The sequence below is a fragment of the Paraconexibacter sp. genome (assembly GCF_041602235.1).
Classification (GTDB): Bacteria; Actinomycetota; Thermoleophilia; order Solirubrobacterales; family Solirubrobacteraceae; genus Paraconexibacter.
Genome location: NZ_JBFIGP010000012.1, coordinates 1 through 19,256 on the forward strand (window position 1 = coordinate 1; position 19,256 = coordinate 19,256).

At 73.3% G+C, this 19,256-nt stretch carries 20 protein-coding genes; 14 read left to right on the forward strand and 6 right to left on the reverse strand.

Annotated features, from left to right (window positions below; genetic code table 11):
* Positions 1–265: metal ABC transporter solute-binding protein, Zn/Mn family (locus tag ABYE80_RS01880; protein WP_372788227.1), on the reverse strand; the 265-nt coding region annotated here is incomplete at its 3' end.
* Positions 262–939, reverse strand: a complete 678-nt coding sequence (locus ABYE80_RS01885; protein WP_372788228.1) for a metal-dependent transcriptional regulator — start codon at positions 937–939, stop codon at positions 262–264. The genes ABYE80_RS01880 and ABYE80_RS01885, both read right to left, overlap by 4 nt.
* Positions 940–1,061: 122 nt before the next feature.
* Between ABYE80_RS01885 and ABYE80_RS01890 the strand changes: the two genes are divergently transcribed.
* Entirely contained in the window at positions 1,062–1,445 is a 384-nt protein-coding gene (locus tag ABYE80_RS01890) for an STAS domain-containing protein (protein WP_372788229.1), read from the forward strand.
* Positions 1,446–1,455: 10 nt separating this feature from the next.
* On the opposite strand, the gene ABYE80_RS01895 is transcribed toward ABYE80_RS01890, so the two are convergent.
* Positions 1,456–2,304 (reverse strand): ABC transporter permease subunit, encoded by an 849-nt coding sequence (locus ABYE80_RS01895; RefSeq protein WP_372788230.1) that lies wholly within the window; start codon positions 2,302–2,304, stop codon positions 1,456–1,458.
* On the reverse strand, positions 2,301–3,212 hold the full coding sequence (locus ABYE80_RS01900; protein ID WP_372788231.1) for an ABC transporter ATP-binding protein: 912 nt from the start codon (positions 3,210–3,212) through the stop codon (positions 2,301–2,303). The genes ABYE80_RS01895 and ABYE80_RS01900 overlap by 4 nt, the downstream gene beginning before the upstream one ends.
* Before the next feature lie 173 nt (positions 3,213–3,385).
* Between ABYE80_RS01900 and ABYE80_RS01905 the strand changes: the two genes are divergently transcribed.
* Positions 3,386–3,895, forward strand: a complete 510-nt coding sequence (locus ABYE80_RS01905) for a hypothetical protein (RefSeq protein ID WP_372788233.1) — start codon at positions 3,386–3,388, stop codon at positions 3,893–3,895.
* Between the two features lie 92 nt (positions 3,896–3,987).
* On the opposite strand, the gene ABYE80_RS01910 is transcribed toward ABYE80_RS01905, so the two are convergent.
* Entirely contained in the window at positions 3,988–4,728 is a 741-nt protein-coding gene (locus tag ABYE80_RS01910) for a DUF892 family protein (RefSeq protein ID WP_372788234.1), read from the reverse strand.
* Positions 4,729–4,867: 139 nt separating this feature from the next.
* On the opposite strand from ABYE80_RS01910, the gene ABYE80_RS01915 reads away from it, so the two are divergent.
* The 3 genes from ABYE80_RS01915 (at position 4,868) to ABYE80_RS01925 (ending at position 8,049) form a co-directional block, all read left to right on the forward strand.
* Positions 4,868–5,704 carry an alpha/beta fold hydrolase gene (locus tag ABYE80_RS01915; protein WP_372788236.1) on the forward strand — a complete coding sequence of 279 codons (837 nt, stop codon included), beginning with the start codon at positions 4,868–4,870 and terminating at the stop codon, positions 5,702–5,704.
* A gap of 78 nt (positions 5,705–5,782) precedes the next feature.
* The gene (locus ABYE80_RS01920; RefSeq protein ID WP_372788237.1) at positions 5,783–7,303 is read left to right on the forward strand and encodes a CHAD domain-containing protein; all 1,521 of its coding nucleotides are present in this window, start codon (positions 5,783–5,785) and stop codon (positions 7,301–7,303) included.
* Positions 7,300–8,049 (forward strand): ParA family protein, encoded by a 750-nt coding sequence (locus tag ABYE80_RS01925; protein WP_372788239.1) that lies wholly within the window; start codon positions 7,300–7,302, stop codon positions 8,047–8,049. The genes ABYE80_RS01920 and ABYE80_RS01925 overlap by 4 nt, the downstream gene beginning before the upstream one ends.
* Positions 8,050–8,103: 54 nt before the next feature.
* Here ABYE80_RS01925 and ABYE80_RS01930 read toward each other — a convergent pair whose 3' ends face one another.
* A complete protein-coding gene (locus tag ABYE80_RS01930) occupies positions 8,104–8,868 on the reverse strand; it encodes a spermidine synthase (protein ID WP_372788241.1) in 765 nt (254 codons plus the stop codon).
* 93 nt (positions 8,869–8,961) lie between these two features.
* Here ABYE80_RS01930 and ABYE80_RS01935 point away from each other — a divergent pair, with 93 nt between their 5' ends.
* The 9 genes from ABYE80_RS01935 to ABYE80_RS01975 all read left to right on the forward strand — a co-directional run bounded on the left by ABYE80_RS01935 (position 8,962) and on the right by ABYE80_RS01975 (position 19,144).
* Positions 8,962–10,215 carry a S1C family serine protease gene (locus ABYE80_RS01935; protein ID WP_372788242.1) on the forward strand — a complete coding sequence of 418 codons (1,254 nt, stop codon included), beginning with the start codon at positions 8,962–8,964 and terminating at the stop codon, positions 10,213–10,215.
* Complete coding sequence (locus ABYE80_RS01940) at positions 10,212–11,180, forward strand: VWA domain-containing protein (protein ID WP_372788243.1); 969 nt, start codon at positions 10,212–10,214, stop codon at positions 11,178–11,180. The genes ABYE80_RS01935 and ABYE80_RS01940 overlap by 4 nt, the downstream gene beginning before the upstream one ends.
* Positions 11,181–11,265: 85 nt before the next feature.
* Positions 11,266–11,520 (forward strand): hypothetical protein, encoded by a 255-nt coding sequence (locus ABYE80_RS01945; RefSeq protein WP_372788244.1) that lies wholly within the window; start codon positions 11,266–11,268, stop codon positions 11,518–11,520.
* Positions 11,521–11,524: 4 nt separating this feature from the next.
* Complete coding sequence (locus tag ABYE80_RS01950; RefSeq protein ID WP_372788246.1) at positions 11,525–12,178, forward strand: response regulator transcription factor; 654 nt, start codon at positions 11,525–11,527, stop codon at positions 12,176–12,178.
* Positions 12,178–13,317: an ATP-binding protein gene (locus ABYE80_RS01955; RefSeq protein ID WP_372788247.1), complete on the forward strand. Its 1,140-nt coding sequence runs from the start codon at positions 12,178–12,180 to the stop codon at positions 13,315–13,317. The genes ABYE80_RS01950 and ABYE80_RS01955 overlap by 1 nt, the downstream gene beginning before the upstream one ends.
* Before the next feature lie 25 nt (positions 13,318–13,342).
* Positions 13,343–14,389 (forward strand): AAA family ATPase, encoded by a 1,047-nt coding sequence (locus ABYE80_RS01960; protein WP_372788249.1) that lies wholly within the window; start codon positions 13,343–13,345, stop codon positions 14,387–14,389.
* A 3-nt stretch (positions 14,390–14,392) separates the two neighbouring features.
* Positions 14,393–15,304, forward strand: a complete 912-nt coding sequence (locus ABYE80_RS01965) for a DUF58 domain-containing protein (RefSeq protein WP_372788250.1) — start codon at positions 14,393–14,395, stop codon at positions 15,302–15,304.
* On the forward strand, positions 15,301–16,251 hold the full coding sequence (locus tag ABYE80_RS01970) for a VWA domain-containing protein (RefSeq protein WP_372788252.1): 951 nt from the start codon (positions 15,301–15,303) through the stop codon (positions 16,249–16,251). The genes ABYE80_RS01965 and ABYE80_RS01970 overlap by 4 nt, the downstream gene beginning before the upstream one ends.
* A 103-nt stretch (positions 16,252–16,354) precedes the next feature.
* Positions 16,355–19,144 carry a cadherin-like domain-containing protein gene (locus ABYE80_RS01975; protein WP_372788253.1) on the forward strand — a complete coding sequence of 930 codons (2,790 nt, stop codon included), beginning with the start codon at positions 16,355–16,357 and terminating at the stop codon, positions 19,142–19,144.
* The last annotated feature ends 112 nt before the right edge of the window (positions 19,145–19,256 follow it).

The following is a 19,256-nucleotide window of genomic DNA, read 5'->3' on the forward strand; positions in this document are numbered from 1 at the left end:
CGGCGTCGCGCAGCTTGCGCACGTCGCCGGCGCTGGCCTTGTAGAGGTGGGGGTCGACGCCCGGCCCCATGAGCCCCTGGACCTCGACGCGGTCGCCGCCCACCTGGCGCACCGTGTCGGTGATGAAGTTCGTCGTCGTCGTGACGCGGACCTTGCGGCCCTCGACCGGGTCCGTGCTCGCGGCGTCGCTGCCGCAGCCCGTGGCGAGCACGCCGGTCGCGATCGTCACCAGCGCCGCGAGGCGCAGTCGCAGATGCCGGCTCATGCGACCTCCACCCACATGGCGTCGGCCAGCAGGTCCCCGAGCGGGTGGACCGTCTCGCCGAAGCGGGCGAGGACCGGTCCGCCGAACGGCTGGCGGTCCACGATCTCGAGGGCGTCGCCGAGGCCGATGCCGTGCTCGCCGAGGTACCGCAGCATCTCGGGGTCGGCGTCGGACACGCGGGTCAGCGTGCCCGTCGCGCCCACCGCGAGCGAGCCGAGCCTGACCGACGTGTCGAGGGGCAGCTCGAGGTCCCGCGAGGGGATCGGGGCGCCGTGCGGATCGTGGTCGGGATCACCGAGCTTCGCGGCGATCAGCGCCTCGAGCTCCTCCGAGAGGACGTGCTCGAGACGGTCGGCCTCCGCGTGCACCTGCTCCCACGGCATCCCGAGCTCCTGGGCGAGGAAGGTCTCCAGCAGGCGGTGGTGTCGGGTGACCTCCAGGGCCGCGCGGGTGCCGGTGGGGGTCAGCACGGCGCCGCGGTAGGGCGCGTGGTCGACGAGGCCGAGCTCGGCGAGGCGCTTGACCATCGCCGACGCCGAGCCGGGAGTCACGCCGAGACGGCCGGCGAGCGTCGTCGTGGTCGCCGTGCCGTTATCGGTCTGCAGCGCGTGGATCGCTCGGACGCAATCCTCGACGGCGGGAGAGCTCTCGAGATGTTGGAGTGTGTGGAACAAGATTTCGTGTCGTTCGGAGGAAAAAGTTTGGCAAGCCGAACTTAGCACACGGCGCCGTCCGAGCCGCGATCCGGTCCTGGCGGAGGCGCCGCGGTTTTCCCCGCTGTACCCGATGCTTTGCAATGCTCTCGGCAGTGCTCATGAACGTCCCGTCGCCCGTCACCATCACCGTCGAGACCCTGCCTGACGCCACGGGAGTGGTCTCGGTCGACGGCGAGATCGATCTCGCCACCAGCGCGGACCTCGAGGCCCGCGTCCGCGAGCACGTCGCCGCGGACGGCCCGCGGACGGTCGTCATCGATCTGGCGGCCTGCGGGTTCCTCGATTCGACGGGTGTGGCCGCGCTGCTTCGGCTCCACGGCGAGCTCGCGGAGCGAACGATCGGGCTCGTGCTGGTCGCCCCGCCCGGTCCGGTGCTGCGGGTCCTGTCGCTGATGGGCATCGAGCAGCGGCTGGCCGTGGTCCCCGACCGCGCCGCGGCGCTCCAGTCGCCCGACGCGATCTGAGCAGCGCTCGCTACGACACGTCGCGGCGCTCGAACAGCCGAGCCCCGGCGGCGCACAACGCGACGGCGACGATCACGAGCCCGCCCATGTGGCTGAGGTCCAGGCCGTCCTGGATCGCCGACCCGTAGTACCGGAAGGCGGAGACCGTCCGCAGTGGCTCCGCCGCGGTGGCCAGCTTGCCGACCAGGTCCATGACGTACATGCCGACGGCGGTGCCGGACGCGACCGCGGTCACCGTGCCCGGGCTGCTCACGAGGCCCGCCGCGAGGATCGCCAGCCCGCCGAAGGCCATGGCCAGCGGCCACACGTTCAGCAGCCCGACACCGAGCTTCGTCGCCGAGATCCCCGTGCCGACGAGCGTGCCCGTCACCCAGGTCATCGCCCAGATGACGCCGAGGATGGTCATGGTGACGAGGCCGGCGACGATGAAGCCGCTCCACACCACGACCCCTCGCGACACCGGCAGCGACAGCAACGTGTCGAGGTAGCGTCGCTCCTCGGCCGCGACCGTCGCGCGGGTGGCGCAGCGCACGGCGAAGATCACCAGGGCGAACGGGATGATCAGGCTGAGCATCTCGGCGTTGATGTACAGCTCGACCGTGTCGAGCTCCGTGATGCCGAACGCCTCCTTGAGGCTCGAGGGGTAGCTCTCCACCAGCTCGGCCATCGAGTCCTCGATCGAGGGCCAGATCACGGTCATCAGCGCGGTCAGCGCGCCGAGTCCTCCGCCCCACGTGAGGGGTGCCCGGCGCTGCGCGTGCAGTCCGCTGCGCACCATGGCGCCCAGCGCGCTGCGGTCACCCGGGGGGACCGCGATGCTTCGGCGCTGGCGGGGCGGGTCGCTGACGGTGATGCTCACGTGACCCGCTCCTGCTCGTAGTAGGCGAGGAAGAGCTCCTCGAGCGCGGGCCGCGTGATCTCGATGTCCCGCACCCGATGACGGGCGAGCTCCTTGACGACCGGGTCCAGGTCGCCGTGGACGCGGAACCGCATGGAGGTGTCGTCGGACGTGAGCCCCCGGACGCCGTCGACTCGCTCGATCTCCGTGCGCGGGACGATCTCGTCGAAGCTGACCGTGACCTCCCGGTAGGCGCGGGCACGCATCTCGTCGACGTCCTCGACCGCGATCAGCCGACCGTCCCGGATGATCCCGACCCGGTCGCAGGCCCGCTCGACCTCGTCGAGCACGTGGGAGGACAGGAACACCGTGCCACCGCGATCGCGGTGCTCGGCGATGACCGACAGGAACTCCTCCTGCATCAGCGGGTCCAGGCCGCTCGTGGGCTCGTCGAGGATGAGGAGCTCGGGATCGTGGAACAGCGCCTGGATCAGCCCGACCTTCTGACGGTTGCCGCGCGACAGCTCGTGCAGGGGGCGGTCGAGTGCCGCCTCGAACCGCTCGGCCAGCTCCCCGGCGCGCCCGAGATCGCGCATCCCGCGGAGCGTCGCGAACTCGCGAAGCATCTCCCGGCCGGTCATCCGCTCCTCGTAGGTGAAGTCCCCCGGGAGGTTCCCGACCCGGGCCCGGATCGCGAGGCTGTCCCGGCGGCTGTCGAGTCCGAAGACCCGGGCGCTGCCCGAGGTGGGGTGCAGGAGGTCCAGCAGCGTGCGGATCGTCGTGGTCTTGCCGGCGCCGTTGGGGCCGAGGAAGCCGAAGGCCTCCCCGGGCATGACGTCCAGCGTGAGATCCGCGATGCCGCGGGCCGCGCCGTAGGTCTTGGTCAGGCGGTCGGTCTCGATGATCGGGGCGGCGCCGGGCGCGGACATCAGCACAGCTCCAGCATCGTTCCCCGCCGTGCGGCGCGCGACCGCAGGATGTTCGCGACACTTTCCGTAGTTGTTCCCACCCTCAGGGATGATCGGTTCGGCGCTCGAACGGGTAGTGCGGTGTCGTGCTCGGCTCCACCATCGTCCCGCAGGACCCCCCACGTTCGCTCCCCATGCCTGAAGAACCGCTCGCTGAGCACCGGTCCCCGGTCGAGCCGACCCCGCGGCGTCACCCCCGCAGACCGCGCCTCGTCGCGGCCGGCTCCCTGGTCGCCGTCGCCGCGGCGGCGATCGTCGTGGCCGCCGGCGCCGCGTCGGACACCGTGGTCGGCACGGAGGCCCAGGCCGCCGACACGCGCCTGGGCGCCGCGCTCGCCCAGCCGCTGCAGCGCGACGACGTCGGGAGCCTCGTGAACCTGACCCGGGCCGCGCTGGACCGGTCCGTCGGTCCGGGCACCGACCGCGACTCCCGTCGGGCGATCGTGACGCGGGAGCGGCTGCTGCGGGCCATCGGCTCGGTCCTGCGCAACCCACGGTCGCCGGACGCGAAGCTCCTGCCCGAGCTGCAGCGCGAGGCCGACCTAGCCCGCCGGCGGCTCGGGTCGCGGGCCGCCGACGGGTTCGCGCGGTTCGACACCCGCGAGCTCATCCGCCTGAGCGCCCGTCGGCGCGGCGACGGCTGACGCGGCCGGGCGCGGCGCGCCTGGCGCGGCGCTCCGTGCCCGGGCGCGGCGCTCCGAGCCCGGGCGCGGCGCTCCGAGCCCGGGCGCGGCGCTCAGGCGCTCGCGCGGGCGGAGGTGCCGCGCTTGGCCGACGACGCGCGCTTCGCGGATGACGCGCGCTTGGTGGATGGCGACGCGCGCTTGGCGGACGACGTCCCGCGCCCGCCGTTGGACGAGGCGCGACCGGACGACGAGGCCCGCCGCGATCGGGTGGCGGCGGGACGCCGCTCGGCGGCCGGGACCTCGGTCTTGACGACCTCCTTGACGAGGGGCGCGATCTGGCGCTCGAGCAGCCGCTGCATCTTCTCCTCCTCACCGCGGTAGGTCCGGGCGAGCTTCGCGGTGTCCTTGTCCCCCAGCGCCTCGGCGGCGGCCTCGATCACGTTGTAGTGCGCGATCTCCTCGGCCTCGTTCCACAGGCAGTCGCGGACGTTGCGCAGGTCGTTGTCCGCCGGACTCGTACCGCGTAGCGCCTGCGCCGGCCCCTTGGCCGCCGCCATCGCCTTGTTGGCGGCCGAGGTGGCCGCGGTGGCGACCTCGCTGACCACGTGGGGCCCAGGCAGGTCGGGTCCCGCCGAAGCGTCGCCACCGAGCTCCTTGATCCGCTTCTTCAACCCGCGCGACTGGGCCTTGGTCACCTTCAGGTGCTCCTGCAGGCCCTTCTTGAGCTGCGGGCGCTTCGCCAGGGCGATCTGGGCCTTGAGCGCGGTCTCGAGCTGCTGCTCCTTGCCGTAGGCCTCGTTGAGGTACTTCACGAGGACCGCGTCACGGGCGGGGGTCTGGGATGCGGGCACGGGTCGACTCCAGTCGTTCGGGAAGTCCTTGGCATACCCGACACCCGCCAGTCGAATCGTACGCGCGGCACAGGGCCCTCCTCGTCGCTTGGGCGACGGACACGGTCGGCGTCCCCGGGGCGTCGACGAGGATGGGCGGATGACCACCGAGACCCAGTCCCTGACCCTGCCGTCCGGCCGGCTCCACGTCGAACGCAGCGGTCCCCGGGATGCCGCCGAGACCGCCATCTGCGTGCACGGGCTGACCGCGAACGTGCGCGCCTTCGACGGTCTCCGCGACGATCTCGTCGCGGCCGGGGTGCAGGTGATCGCCATGGATCTGCGGGGTCGCGGGCACAGCGAGGACACGGGTCCGGGCAGCTACGGCCTGCCGAACCACGCACGGGACGTGGTCGCGATCGCCGAGCACCTCGGGGTCGAGCGCTGGCACCACGTCGGGTGGTCGATGGGCGCGCTGATCGGGCTCGACCTCGCCGCGGTCGCCGCGGACCGTCTGGTGACGGCGTCGCTGCTCGACGCGGCGGGAGGGATGGACCCGGCCGCGCTCGACGCGGTCCGGGCCGCGACCGCACGGCTCGACGCCGTCGTGCCGGACATGTCGGCGTACTACGACGCGATCCGGGCCTCCGGCATCTTCGAGCCGTGGGGCCCGTACTGGGAGCGGTACTTCGCCTGGGAGCTGGCGCCGGTCGACGACGGGCTGTCGGCGACGACCAGCCGGGCGGCCTGCCTGGAGGATCTCGAAGCCGCGACACGGGACTTCTCCGAGCTCTGGGCCGGCCTGACGATGCCGACGCTGCTCGTCTGGGCCTCCGTCCCGATGAACGGGGGGCTGCTGGTCCCGCCGGACGTCCGCGACGCCTTCCTCGACCGGGTTCCCGGGGCGAGGCTGCACGTCGTCGACCGCAACCACTACGCGCTGATGACCGATCAGCACGTCCGGGACGCGATCGTCGCGCACATCACACGCGGCTGAGCGTCACGGAGCGGCCCGGCGCGACACGCGGGCGCGGCCCGCGCGCGCGGGCCGGTGCGGATGCGAGACTGCCCGTCGATGACCAGCGGCTACGTCCTCCCGACGCCCCTCGATCTCTCTCCGCTGGAAGACGCGCTGAAGGGGATCTACGGGCTCCGGGTGCAGGCCGCGGCACGCCGCACGTGGACGGCGCTCGAGACCTTCGACGGCCGGATCGCGGAAGCCGGCCTGGAGCTCGTCCACGAGGACGGGCGGCTCGTCCTGAGCGAGGCCGATGGGCGCGAGGTCGCCTCGGCGCCGCACGGGCGCCTGCCCGGGCGCCTCCTGCTGGCGGATCTCCCCGAGGGGCCGTTGCGCGAAGCACTGCGGGAGGTCATCGACGTCCGCGCCCTGACCCCGGTCGCACGCGTGAGCGATCGGGACCGACTGCTGCGCGTGCTCGACGATCAGGAGAAGACCGTGGTCCGCCTGCACGCCGAGGAGCCGGAGGTCGAGGGCGTCGGTGCGCTGTCGCCGCGCCTGCGGGTCGAGTCCGTTCGCGGCTACGACAAGGCGGCGGCGCGCGTCGGCGCGGTGCTCCAAGAGGTCCTCGAGCTCGTACCCGTCGAGCGCTCGCTGTGGGATGAGGCCGTCGTGCTCGGCGGAGGCGCGCCCGCACGCGGGCTCCCGGGGGTGGGGATCGACCTGCGACCCGGCGTGCGCGCCGACCGCGCCGCTGCCCGCATCTGCCGCCGCCTGCTCGATGTCGTCGAGCTGAACCTGCCCGGCACGCTGAACGACGTCGACCCCGAGTTCCTGCACGACTTCCGCGTCGCGGTGCGCCGCACGCGCGCGCTGCAGCGCGAGCTTCGCGGTGTCTTCCCGCCCGAGGAGCTCGAGCATTGGCGGGCCGAGTTCAAGTGGCTCCAGGCGGTGACCGGGCCGAGCCGCGACCTCGACGTCTACGTCCTGGAGTTCGACGACTTCCGCGCCGCGCTGCCGCAGGCGCGTCGGGCGGATCTCGCTCCCCTGCACGACCTGCTCGTGCGCCGGCGCGCCGCGGCGTTGCGCCGCATGCGCCGCGCCCTGCGCAGCGCCCGCACCACGCAGGCCCTACGGGGCTGGGCCGAGGTGCTCCGCGCACTCGAGGACGGCACCGCGTGCGGACCGGACGGACACGTACCCGTCGGCGACCTCGCCTCCGTCCGCATCTCCAAGGTCTACCGGCAGATGGTCAAGGCGGGCCGCGAGATCCACGACGGGACTCCCGCCGACGCCCTGCACGACCTGCGCAAGAAGGGCAAGGAGCTGCGCTACCTGCTCGAGTTCTTCGCGTCGCTGTACCCCAAGGACGTCGTCAAGCCGATGGTCTCGACGCTCAAGGCGCTCCAGGACACGCTCGGACGGTTCCAGGACCGTGAGGTCCAGGCCGACCTCGTCGGATCGCTGGCCGATGACATCGTCGGCATGGACGACGGCACCACGGCGCTCATGGCGATGGGACTGCTGGTGGAGCGGCTCCACACGCAGCAGGAGGAGGCGCGGTCGGAGTTCGCGGAGCGCTTCGGCCGCTTCGCCGCCAAGGACCAGCGCGCCATCGTCGAGGAGACCTTCCGATGACCCGTGTGCTGGCGACCTACAACATCAAGGGCGGGGTGGGCAAGACGTCCGCCGCGGTGAATCTCGCGTACCTCGCCGCGCAGGACGGGGCACGGACGCTGCTCTGGGACCTCGATCCGCAGGGTGCGAGCACGTACCTCTTCCGCATCAAGCCGCGCGTGAAGGGCGGGGGCGGGAAGCTCGTGCGCGGCAAGACCGACGCCGCCAACCGCATCAAGGGCACCGATCACGAGCGTCTGGACCTCCTTCCGGCGGACTTCAGCTACCGCCACATGGACCTGGCGCTCGACGCCGCCAAGCACTCGACGAGCCGGCTCGCGAGGGTCCTCGCGCCCCTGCGCCCCGACTACGACTACATCGTGCTCGACTGCCCGCCGAGCATCTCCTTGGTCTCGGAGAGCGTCTTCGAGGCCGCCGATGCGCTGCTCGTGCCGCTGATCCCGGCGACGCTCTCGTCACGGACCTTCGCCCAGCTCAAGGACGTGGTCGGCGAGCAGGCGCAGATCCTCGCCTTCTACTCGATGGTCGACGCGCGTAAGCGACTGCACCGCGAGGTGATGGAGGAGCTCAGCGCCCGGTACCCGGAGATCCTGACCACGGCGATCCCGGCGGCCGCCGACGTCGAGCGGATGGGGGTGCGGCGCACGATCGTCGAGGAGGTCGCCCCACGGGGCCGCGCGGCGCGGGCCTACCGCGACCTGTGGAGCGAGGTGCGGGCCCGGCTCGGCGATCCCCCGGCGCCGTGAGCGGCGTGCGACGGGAGGTCGCGGGGTCCCGGTGCATGCGGTCTGCGCGGGGCCTCAGTCGCGCAGCGGCGACACCCCCGAGCACAGCCGCGCCACGTCCTCGTCGCCCAGCACCCGGGCCGGCGAGGGGTCGGCGGCCAGGCGTGCGCGGAGGCGATCGAGCGGCAGGAGGTCTGCCGACCCCGCCAGCACCACGTTGCCGGCCCCCAGCGCCGAGGACCCCAGCGCGACGACGTGCGGGTAGGCGCACCGCAGCCCGGCGGCGATGGCGCGGCTGTCGTCGAGCCGCCGCGAGTCCACGATGTTGACGAGGGTCAGCGGGGCCACGCGGGCGGCGTCCCTCAGCGCCTCCACCGTCACGAGGTGGCGCGGGACCCGCGCGCCCACGAAGGCGTCGATCACGATGGCGTCGGCGGCGCCGTCGCCGCGGGTGGCGATCCGCTGCCTGCCGTCGCCCACCCGGACGCGCAGACCGGGCATGCGGCGCAGGCCCAGGTGCTCGCGGGCGACCTCGAGGACCAGCGGATCGATCTCGACGACCTCGTGGCGGGCGTCGGGGGTCGCGGCCGCCAACGCCCGCGGGAGCGCGCATCCGGCCCCTCCGACGTGCAGGACGTGCCGGGCACCGACGGCCTCCAGCAGGACACGGGCCCACCGCAGGTAGTCGAACTCGAGGTACCGGGGATCGGCGAGATCCACGTACGAGGCGTCCATGTCGTCCTGCCGCAGGAGGCGTCCCGTGGGACGGGCCGGATCGCGCTCGACCACGAGGTCGCCGACGCGGGCGATCACGGGATCGGCGCGAGGGCGGCGCGGCACGTCAGCGGTGGGGGACGGACATGGGGGGCGGACCCTATCCCCGCGCGCCCGGCGTTACGCGCAGGTGACGCAGATTCCGTCACCCTGCTGATCATGTCTCGTCGCCGCCATCCGAGCCTGTGGACCGACCGTCCCGACGATTGGCCGGAGGCCAGGCACGGTCGCCGACGGGAGGATCCGCCGACCCGGCCGCTGCCCCGGGAACCCTCCCCGCGGCTGCGGGCCCCGGAGCCGCCGGTCGAACCCCCTACCGAGCGGATCCCCACCGAGCCGCCGTCCAGGCACCCCCGTCGTCGCCGGACCGCGCTCGCGGTCGGCCTCGTGGCGCTGCTGGCCGGGACGGTCGGCGCCGTGGGCGTGCTGGCGCTCGGGGACGACGACCCGCAGCGCGCGACGGCGACGACCGTCGCGCCGCCCCTGCCCGCCGCCGGGGGCACCATCGCCCCGAGCTCGGACGCGCGTCTCTACGCGCAGGCCAACCGGGCCGTCGTCTCGGTGCGGGTCCGGTCCGGGTCCGGGGTGGGCTCGGGGACCGGCTTCCTCATCGACCGTGACGGCACCGTGGTCACCAACTCGCACGTCGTCGGCGATGCGAAGACCGTCCAGGTGCGACTCGACGACGGACGCGACTTCGTGTCGGCGGAGGTCCGCGGCACCGACCCGTCCACCGATCTGGCGGTCGTCAAGCTCGACGCCGGCGACGTCGCGGGCATCACCCCGTTGCAGCTCGCCGAGTCCGACACCGTGAAGGTCGGGGACCGAGCCCTGGCGATCGGGTACCCGCTCGGGCTGGACCGCACCGCGACGTCGGGGATCATCTCCGGCATCGGCCGGCGCATCGAGGCGCCCAACGGCTTCAGCATCGACAAGGTCATCCAGACCGACGCGCCGATCAACCCGGGCAACTCGGGCGGTCCGCTGCTCGACGCCGCGGGCCGCGTCATCGGCGTCAACTCGCAGATCGCGACCGCGGGTGGCGGCGGTGGCAACGTCGGCATCGGCTTCGCAGTGCCCTCCGACACCGTTCGTCAGGTCGTCCCGAGGCTGCTGGCGGGCGAGAAGATCGACCGCGCCTACCTCGGTGTGAGCACCGCGGACCCGCTCACGGCGGGTGTCGGTGCCGAGGTCGCGACCGTGGTCTCGGGCGGGCCCGCCGACCGGGGCGGGGTGCGCCGCGGTGACACCATCGTGCGGGTCGGCGACCAGGCCATCTCGGGGTCGGACGATGTCGCTGCGGCGATCTCCGGCAACCGCCCGGGGGACCAGATCGAGATCCGGGTGCGCCGCAACGGCGATGTGCGCACCCTCCAGGTCACCCTGGGCACCCGACCGGAGACGACGCCGTGAGCTTCGGTGAACCGCTGCTGCTGCTCGGTCTCCTGCTCCTGCCGGCGCTCGCCTACGCGTACGTCGGTCACGAGCGCCGGACGCGGCAGCGGTCCGCCGAGGCCTTCGTCGACCCGGCCCTCGCGGCGGCCGTGATGCCGCGGCGACCCCGCTGGCGCCGCCACGTCCCGGTGGTCCTGCAGGCGCTCGCGGTCACCGCGTTGATCCTCGCGCTCGCCAAGCCGCAGACGACCAAGGCCGTGCCCGTCGAGCAGGCCACCGTCGTGGTGGTCACCGACAGGTCCGGGTCGATGGAGGCGAAGGACGTCGCGCCGTCGCGCCTGGTCGCCGCGCGCCGGGCCGCGCAGACGTTCGTCGACACCGTGCCCGAGCGGTTCCGCGTCGGGGCGATCGCGTTCAACCAGCAGGCCACCGTCCTCGCGAGCCCGACGCGCGATCACGACGCCGTCCGCACCGCGCTCGGCACGGTCACGGCGGCCGGCAGCACCGCGACCGGGGACGCGCTGGACGCGGCGCTGGGTCTCATCGCGCGCACGCCCGGAGCAACCGACGCCCAGGCGCCCGAGGCGCAGCAGCCACCGGCCGCGATCGTGCTGCTCTCCGACGGCAAGAGCGTCCGGGGCCAGGACGTCCTGGAGGTCGCCGAGAAGGCGCGGCGCGCCAAGGTCCCGGTCTACACCGTGGCGCTGGGCACGCCGACCGGCACGATCACCGGCTCCGACGGTCAGGTGCGCAACGTGCCGCCCGACGTCACGACCCTGCAGCAGGTGGCCGAGACCACCGGCGGGAAGGCCTTCACCAGCGACGACGCCGAGCAGCTCGAGCAGGTCTACCAGCGCCTGGGCTCGCAGCTGGCGACCGAGAACCAGGACGTCGAGCAGTCCTCGCTGTTCGCCGGCGGAGCGTTCGTCCTGCTCCTGCTCGGGGCAGTGGCGTCGATCCGCTGGTTCGGGCGGTTGGTCTGACGGCGACGCGCCATCCGGCCGCATCCTCAGGAAGTTCTCAGGATTCCGTTAGGTGACGCAGACATGTGCGGGAAGAATCCCGTGCATGAACCCCACCCCATGGGTCCACCGGGCCGTCGCCACCGGCGCGATGGTCACCGGCGTCGCTCTGCTGGCCCTGTCCGCCGGAGGCGTGCGGTCCGTCGACGCGCAGTTGCGTGTCGCGGAGAGGACCCCGGTCCAGCAGGAGCACCCGACGGTGCGCGACGGCGGCACCCCGACGGCGGCGCCCGGCTGTCCCCTCCGCAAGAAGCCGGCCCCCGCCGACCCGACCACCGACCGACCGACCCGGGAGCTCTGACGCCGTGCGCCTTCTCCTCGCCGAAGACGAGCCGCGTGTCGCCGCGGCGGTCGCCAAGGGCCTGCGGCGCCACGGCGCCGCGGTCGATGTCGCGCCCGACGGCGCCGACGCGCTGTACCGGGCCCGCGTGCACCCGTACGACGTGGTGATCCTCGACCGCGACCTTCCGCGGATGCACGGCGACGACGTCTGTCGCGCCCTGAGCGCCGAGCAGCCGGACACGAAGATCCTCATGCTGACCGCCGCGCGTTCCACCGATGATCTCGTCGAGGGGCTCGCGATGGGTGCCGACGACTACCTGCCCAAGCCGTTCCGCTTCGCGGAGCTCGTCGCCCGGGTCCATGCGCTCTCGCGGCGTGCCGGCACGGCGCGACCGGCCGTGCTGCGGTGCGGCGACGTCGAGCTGGATCCCGCGCGGCGGCTCGCGACCCGCGACGGACGTGATCTGGAGCTGTCGGCCAAGGAGTTCGGGGTGCTACAGGCGCTGATGAGCGCGGACGGCGCCGTGGTCAGTCCCGAGGACCTCCTCGAGCAGGTCTGGGACGCCAACGTGGACCCCTTCACCAACACGGTCCGCATGATCGTGATGAAGCTGCGGCGCAAGCTCGGGGAGCCTGCGGTCATCCACACGGTGCCGGGCGCCGGCTACCGCATGTGATGCGCCCGCGCGGATCGTTGCGGCTGCGGATGACGCTGGCCTGCGTCGCGCTCGTGGTCCTCGTGACCGCGGGCGTGCTGCTGGTGAGCTGGGATCTGCTGGACCGGCATCTCGATCGCACGCTGCCCGCCGCGTACGCGTCGTCGGTCTCCGACGAGCTCGCGCGGCAGTACCTCGTCGCGGTTCTCGGCGCCGGATTCGTCGCGCTGGCCGTCGCCTGGGCGGGAGCGGGTCGTCTGCTGTCACCCGTGCGCGCGATCGCGAACACGGCTCGACGCATCACCGAGGAGGACCTCGACGACCGCGTCGATCTGCCCGGTCGTGCGGGCGACGAGCTCCACGACCTCGCGGAGACGTTCGACGGAATGCTCGACCGCGTGCAGGGCGCCGTCGCCGCGCAGCGGCGGTTCGTGGCGAACGCCAGCCACGAGCTCCGGACCCCGATGACGGTCATCCGCACCGAGGCCGAGGTCGCGCTCGACGATCCCGACGCATCGCCGCGGGAGTTGCGCGACGCGCTGCACGCGATCGTGGAGGCGGGGGAGCGCGCGGAGCAGCTCGTCGACGCCTTGCTCGTCCTCGCCGCGAGCACCGAGGGCGTGCCCCGCCGCGAACCGGTCGACCTCGCGCACGTCGTGGGGCGGGCGCTGCGATCGCTGGACGGCCACGGTCTCGAGGTGGACCTCGAGCCGGTCACGGTGCTGGGGGACGACGTCCTGCTCGAACGGCTCGCCGCGAACCTCGTCGAGAACGCCCTGCGTCATGGGCTCGATCCCCGCGTCGAGCTCCGGGCTGACGGGGTCGACGCCGTGCTCGTGGTCGAGAACGGCGGGGAGCCGCTCGACGAGCAGCTCGTCGCCCGCCTCGCCGAGCCGTTCGAGCGCGGCGATCGCGCCCGGGGCCACAGCGGTGCGGGGCTCGGGCTGCCCATCGCCGCCGCGATCGCGACCGCGCATGGCGGTCGCCTCGAGCTCGCGCCACGCCCGCAGGGTGGTCTGCGGGCGGAGGTCCGGCTGCCGGCATCGCTCCCCGGCGACGCTGCGCAGACGCGAGAGCCCTCGGGGCGGGACGGCGCGGATGCCTCCGGCCGGGAGCAAGCGGCCGGGGACGCTGCGGGGCGCGCCGTTACGGCGAGGTGACGGCCCGATCCTCACCATGCCGTGCATGGAACCTCATCGCCCCGAATCAGATCCGCTGGTACCGGCCGAGCCTCAGGGCGACGAGGACGTCGCCGCGCAGGCCCGCAAGTCCCTGCAGGCCGCCCTGTGGGAGTGCAAGCGCGTCGTCGTCGGTCAGGACGCGATGCTCGAGCGGGTGCTCATCGCCCTGCTCGCCGGCGGCCACGTCCTCCTCGAGGGCGTGCCCGGCCTCGCCAAGACCCTGACGGTGCGCACCCTCGCCGACTCGCTGGGCGGCACCTACAGCCGCATCCAGTTCACCCCGGATCTGGTGCCCGCCGACCTCGTCGGCACGCGCATCTGGCAGCCGGACAGCCACGAGTTCCGCACCGAGCTCGGCCCGGTGATGGCCAACCTCGTGCTCGCCGACGAGATCAACCGCGCACCGGCGAAGGTCCAGTCCGCGCTGCTGGAGGTCATGCAGGAGAAGCAGGTCACGATCGGTGGCCGCAGCTTTCCCGTCCCCAGCCCGTTCCTCGTGCTCGCGACCCAGAACCCGATCGAGTCCGAGGGCACCTACCAGCTGCCCGAGGCCCAGGTCGACCGCTTCCTCTTCAAGGTCAAGGTCGACTACCCGGACCTCGAGGACGAGGTCGCGATCGCCCGCGGTCTCGCCGGCGAGTCGATGCACGCACGTGAGGTCCTGGAGCCGGCGGACCTGCTGCGGTTCCGGGCTGCCGCACGCGAGGTCCAGGTCGACCGCAAGGTCGCCACCTACGCGGTCCACCTCGTGAGCGCGACCCGCGACCCGGCGCGGTTCGGGTTGCCCGAGCTCGCGCCGCTCATCGAGTTCGGCGCCAGCCCGCGTGCGTCGATCGGCCTCGTGCAGGCGGCACAGGCCGTCGCGCTGCTCCGCGGACGCGAGCACGTGACCAACGCGGACGTCCACGACCTCGCGCGGGACGTCCTGCGCCATCGCGTCGTCCTCACCTACGACGCGCTCGCCGACGGCGTCGACGTCGAGGAGCTGCTCGATCGCCTCCTGCAGCACGTCGCTCCCGAGGGCCGCGCCCCGCTCGCAGAGGCGTCCTGACCCGTGCCCGGCCCACCCCGAAAGCTCGTCGTCCCTCAAGGCCGCCAGGGCCCGGGTCCGCTGCCCAGCGAGGCGCTCGCGCGGATCGACCTGGCGCTCCTGCGCCGCGCGGGCGGCGTCCTGCCCGGAGACCACCTCTCCGCCGGCGCCGGGGCCGGGACGGAGCTCGCGCGCCTGCGCCCGTACGAGCCGGGGGACGACGTCCGCCAGCTCGATCCGTCGGCGAGCGCCCGGACCGGCATCCCGCATGTGCGCCTGCAGGTGCCCGAGCGTGCCGTGACGACGTGGCTGGTGCTGGACGTGTCGCCGTCGATGGCGTTCGGCACGCGCACGCGGCTCAAGAGCGACATCGTCGAGGGCGTCGCCGGCGCGCTCGGTCGGCTCGCCGTGCGTCGCGGCGGCCGCGTGGCCGTGGTCACTGCGGGGGAGGACAGCCCCCGCATGCTGCGACCACGCGGCGGCCGCGGCGCGCTCGCCGGCCTGTCGCGCCTCGTCAACGAGGGCGTGATGCCGGACGGCGCCACCGGTGGGCCCCTGGCGGACGCGCTGACACGTGTCGCGCGGCTCGCGACGTCGCGGGGCATCGTCGTCGTCGTGTCGGACTTCCGGGGGGAGGACGACTGGGGGCCCCTGCTGCGACGGCTCGCCGCACGGCACACGGTCGTCGCCGTCGAGGTCACCGACCCGCGGGAAGCGGAGCTGCCCGACACCGGGCACCTGCATCTCGTGGACCCCGAGACCGGCGAGCTGGTCGAGATCGACACCAGCGCGCCGCGCCTGCGCGCGCGCTTCGCCGCGGTCGAGCAGCAGCGCCGCGAGCGCGTCGCCGCCGCGCTGCGTCGGGCTCCTGCCACCCACGTCGTCCTCTCGACGGGTGGCGACTGGCTCCGGGAGCTCGGGAAGGCGCTCCGATGAGCTTCGCCGAACCCGTCCGCCTGCTCGTCCTGCTGGCCGTGCCGCTCGTGGCACTGCTGTACGTCTCGGAGCGACGCCGGCGCCGGCGGTACGCCGTCCGCCACCCGGCCGCGGCCCTGCTCGTCCGCCAGGGCGTCGCCGCGACGCCGACCTGGCGCCGCACGGTGCCCGTCGTCCTGCTCACCCTCGCCGCGATCGGGCTCGGCACCGCCTTCGCCCAGCCGCGCCGCACGGTGGACGTGCCGGTGGAGAAGGCGTCCGTGATGCTGGTGACCGATCAGTCCGGCTCGATGTTCGCCGACGACGTCGCGCCGTCGCGGATCGAGGCCGCGAAAGCCGCTGCCGCGTCCTTCGTCGACAGCGTCCCGGACGAGCTCCTCGTCGGGTTCGCGAGCTACTCGAGCGGCGTCAAGTCCTCGGTCGACCCCACCACCGATCACGACCGCGTGCGCAGCGCGATCTCGGCGGTCGAGGCGGACGGGGGTACCGCGACGGGCGACGCGCTCGACGCGGCGCTCGACCGCCTGCAGGCGCGCCGCGCGAAGGACGGGACGACGGCGCCGGCCGCGATCATCCTGCTGTCCGACGGCAAGACGACCGAGGGCACCGATCCTGCGCAGGCCGCGGATCGCGCCGAGCAGTTGCGCATCCCGATCTACACGGTCGCCCTGGGCACCGACGCCGGCATCGTTGTCGGCCCCAACGGCGAGGTGCTCTCCGTGCCACCGGACCGCGAGACGCTGCGCGAGATCGCCCGGCGGTCCGGCGGGCGCGCGTACGAGACGGCGGAGGCCGGTGAGCTGCGGAGCGTCTACGAGGCGCTCGGCTCCCGGATCGGCACGCGACGCGAGCGCCAGGAGATCACGATCGGCTTCGCGGCCGGGTCGCTGATCCTGCTGCTCGGCGGGCTGGGTACCGGGCTGCGCTGGCGCAGCCGTCTGGCCTGACCGCGACTGAAATATTGCATCGGGCGGGCGTTAGGAGCACGCTCTCGGCTGAGCGGGGGCACGCCAGCTTCGGTCGTGCTCCCCGAGTCGACGGAGGTTCCCCATGTCTGGTCGCCGTCTGGTCCTGCTTGGCGTCAGCCTGCTCGCGCTGGCCGCACCGAGCATCGCGGTCGCCGCAGCGCCGACGCCCGCGAACGACACGCTGCCCGCGATCCCGACGGGTGCCCTGGACGTCCTCGCGAACGACAGCGACCCCGACGGGGACGCGCTCCGCGTGACGTCCGCCGGGTCGCCCGCCCACGGGACGGTGACGTGCATGCCGCTCGGCGCCTGCTTCTACACGGCGGCCTCCGGCTACACCGGACCCGACGCGTTCACGTACACCGTCAGCGACGGTGGGTCCTCGGCCACCGCCACGGTCACGGTGGACGTCGCGGCCTCGACGGCGACGGACGTCATCGCGGTGGTCGACGACGACCTCGCGACCCGCAGCGGCGAGCCGGTCGCCTTCAACGTCCTGAGCAACGATCGCGGCAAGGCGCCGCTCGACGTCCAGTCGTCCACGGCGGCCAACCACGGCACCGCGACCTGCTCGGCCGACGGCGCGTGCCAGTACACGCCAGGGCCCGGATTCACCGGTCGGGACGGCTTCACCTACGTCCTGCACGACAGCGCCGGACAGACCCGGACCGGCACGGTGCACATCGCGGTCGCGCCCGCCGGGGCGACCTTCGACGTGTCGGCCGGCGGCTCGGCCGGGGCCGGCGACGCGTTCCCGGGCGGCTCGACCGCATCCTGGTTCGTGCGGGCCACCCCGGTGCCAGGCGACCTCGCCAGCGACGAGCTCCGGGCGCTGCCGCTCCCGGACCTGTCGTTCGCCCTGGCCGGAGCCCACTCGGAGGTGCCGGGGTCACAGGCTCAGGCCCCGGGGTGGACCCCGGCAGCCAACGGCGCCTCGGCGACCGGTGGCGCGCTGCTGGGGTCCGCGTTCGCCCAGCGGTTCCCGCGACCCCTGCCCCCGATCAGTCAAGGGACCGGCGGTGACGGACATGTCCCGATCCTGGTGGGCAGCAAGGTCTTCGCGTTCTTCCACCATGCGTCCCCGACGTCGGTGACCTGCGTGGACCGGGCGACCGGGGCGCAGTGCCCCGGCTACAGCAAGCAGCTCAACGTCGGCACGAGCGACATCAACGGCCCCGGCGCCGTCAGCGGTGACCGCATCTGGACGCACCTGCTGCCCGCCGGTTCGTGGACCCAGTCGGCGTCGATCGCGCTGTACTGCTGGGACGCCTCGACCGACAGCCCGTGCGGGATGACGATCGTCGACCGGATGCCGGCATCCGCGCTGTCGCCCGCCAACGCGACCTACGGAAGCCCAGGAGCGTCGGCGCCCGTGCTGGTCGGCGGACGGCTCTGGTTCGGCGCCGTCACCGGCAAGCTGTACTGCGTCGAACCCGAGAGCGGCGACCTCTGCCCGACCGCATCGCTCGACACCGGGCTCACGGGGGAGGGCCCCTTCATGGACATCGTGAGCCACGGCTCGCGGGTGTTCGTGTCGCGCGGGACCAACGGGTTCTTCGGGGGTGGAGGGAACGGTCCGGCCGCGGTGGCCTGCATCGACGTCGCCGCGGGTGGTCCGTGCGACGGCTGGGCGACGCCCAAGAGCTTCGGCAACCGCTGGGACCTGGTGAACCAGCGCAACGCCGCCGGGTCCGCGATCGGCGTGTGCGTGCTGCACGGCGCCGGTGACGACCCGACGTTCTCCAACGGGTTCTGCGTCCCGGACGCGGCCCCGTCGAGCTCGAGTCCGATCACGCAGTTCCCGCAGACCGACAACTACTACTCGGTCACCGCGGAGGCTGAAGCGGGCACTCGCACGCTGGTCGGGCACCTGGGTCGGTCCGGGCTCGGGTGCTACGACTGGGCCGCCGGAGGACCGTGTACCGGTGGGAGCTTCGTCGACGGTCAGATCACGAACGACAAGGACGGCGCCTCGCTGCCCTCGGCCTACGGGGCCGTGTTCGACGGGGCCTGTGTCATCGCGGTCGGCGATCCGGGCCGGATCTTCACCGTGGACCCGGCGGGCACGTCGCCGTGCACGAGCCTGCGCAGCGGGTCCGGCACCAAGGCGATCGATCTGCGCGCGCAGCGCTGTGACGGCGGTGTCGGCGCGGCCCGCTGGAAGTCGGTCGTGCTCACCGACAGCTCAGGCGCGGAGCTCGACTCGCTCACGGTCACCGTGCGCGACGCGAGAACCGGCCAGGCCCTCATGACCGGCGACCTGATCGGCGGCACGCTGGACATCTCCGGCATCGATGCCGGCGCGCACCCGTCGCTGATCGTCGACGGCAGCGCGGCCGCGAAGAACGCCACCGCGCCGTGGGACGACGGCGTTCCGCCCCGTCTCGTGGTCACGTGGGTCTCCGACCCCCAGTCGCTGTGCGTGAGGACGTCGACGCCCGTCAGCTGCGGGGCGGCTCCCGCCAAGGCGGATCTCTCCGGGCGCCTGCGGACGCCGGCGAAGGAGGCACTGGCGTCCCTGACGGTGACGCAGGCGGCGTGCCCGGTGCTCGCCGCCGCGCAGCCCACGCAGGCCCAGCCGACGCCGACCGCGAAGAAGAAGCGGAAGTGCACCGGGCGGCGGAGGTTCAACATCCGGGTCCGCTATCGCGGCTCACGGGTGCGCCGGATCACGGTGACGATCAACGGGCGGCGTCAGAAGGTCCTGCGTCTGCGGCCGCGTCCGATCGTCCGCATCGACCTGGTGGCGCGGCCGAAGCAGACCGTCAAGGTCCGCATCAAGATCATCACCACGCGCGGGAAGAAGCTCATCGGCAAGCGGGTCTACAAGACCTGCGCGAAGAAGGGCCCGAACCACGGATTCCGCTTGTAGTGGTGCCGCGGAGCGCGCGCGACGCGATCGTGCGCGCTCTCCGTGCCAACGCCAAATCCCCGCCCGGTGTTTGTGGTGCGGGGACGCGCGACACGTGTCGGAGCGCTCGTAG

Coding starts and splice junctions, on each gene's coding strand:
- ABYE80_RS01890 (WP_372788229.1), top strand. CDS start 1,062: ATGCTCTCGGCAGTGCTCATGAACGTCCCGTCGCCCGTCACCATCACC.
- ABYE80_RS01900 (WP_372788231.1), bottom strand. CDS start 3,212: ATGTCCGCGCCCGGCGCCGCCCCGATCATCGAGACCGACCGCCTGACC.
- ABYE80_RS01905 (WP_372788233.1), top strand. CDS start 3,386: ATGCCTGAAGAACCGCTCGCTGAGCACCGGTCCCCGGTCGAGCCGACC.
- ABYE80_RS01915 (WP_372788236.1), top strand. CDS start 4,868: ATGACCACCGAGACCCAGTCCCTGACCCTGCCGTCCGGCCGGCTCCAC.
- ABYE80_RS01920 (WP_372788237.1), top strand. CDS start 5,783: ATGACCAGCGGCTACGTCCTCCCGACGCCCCTCGATCTCTCTCCGCTG.
- ABYE80_RS01925 (WP_372788239.1), top strand. CDS start 7,300: ATGACCCGTGTGCTGGCGACCTACAACATCAAGGGCGGGGTGGGCAAG.
- ABYE80_RS01935 (WP_372788242.1), top strand. CDS start 8,962: ATGTCTCGTCGCCGCCATCCGAGCCTGTGGACCGACCGTCCCGACGAT.
- ABYE80_RS01945 (WP_372788244.1), top strand. CDS start 11,266: ATGAACCCCACCCCATGGGTCCACCGGGCCGTCGCCACCGGCGCGATG.
- ABYE80_RS01955 (WP_372788247.1), top strand. CDS start 12,178: ATGCGCCCGCGCGGATCGTTGCGGCTGCGGATGACGCTGGCCTGCGTC.
- ABYE80_RS01960 (WP_372788249.1), top strand. CDS start 13,343: ATGGAACCTCATCGCCCCGAATCAGATCCGCTGGTACCGGCCGAGCCT.
- ABYE80_RS01970 (WP_372788252.1), top strand. CDS start 15,301: ATGAGCTTCGCCGAACCCGTCCGCCTGCTCGTCCTGCTGGCCGTGCCG.
- ABYE80_RS01975 (WP_372788253.1), top strand. CDS start 16,355: ATGTCTGGTCGCCGTCTGGTCCTGCTTGGCGTCAGCCTGCTCGCGCTG.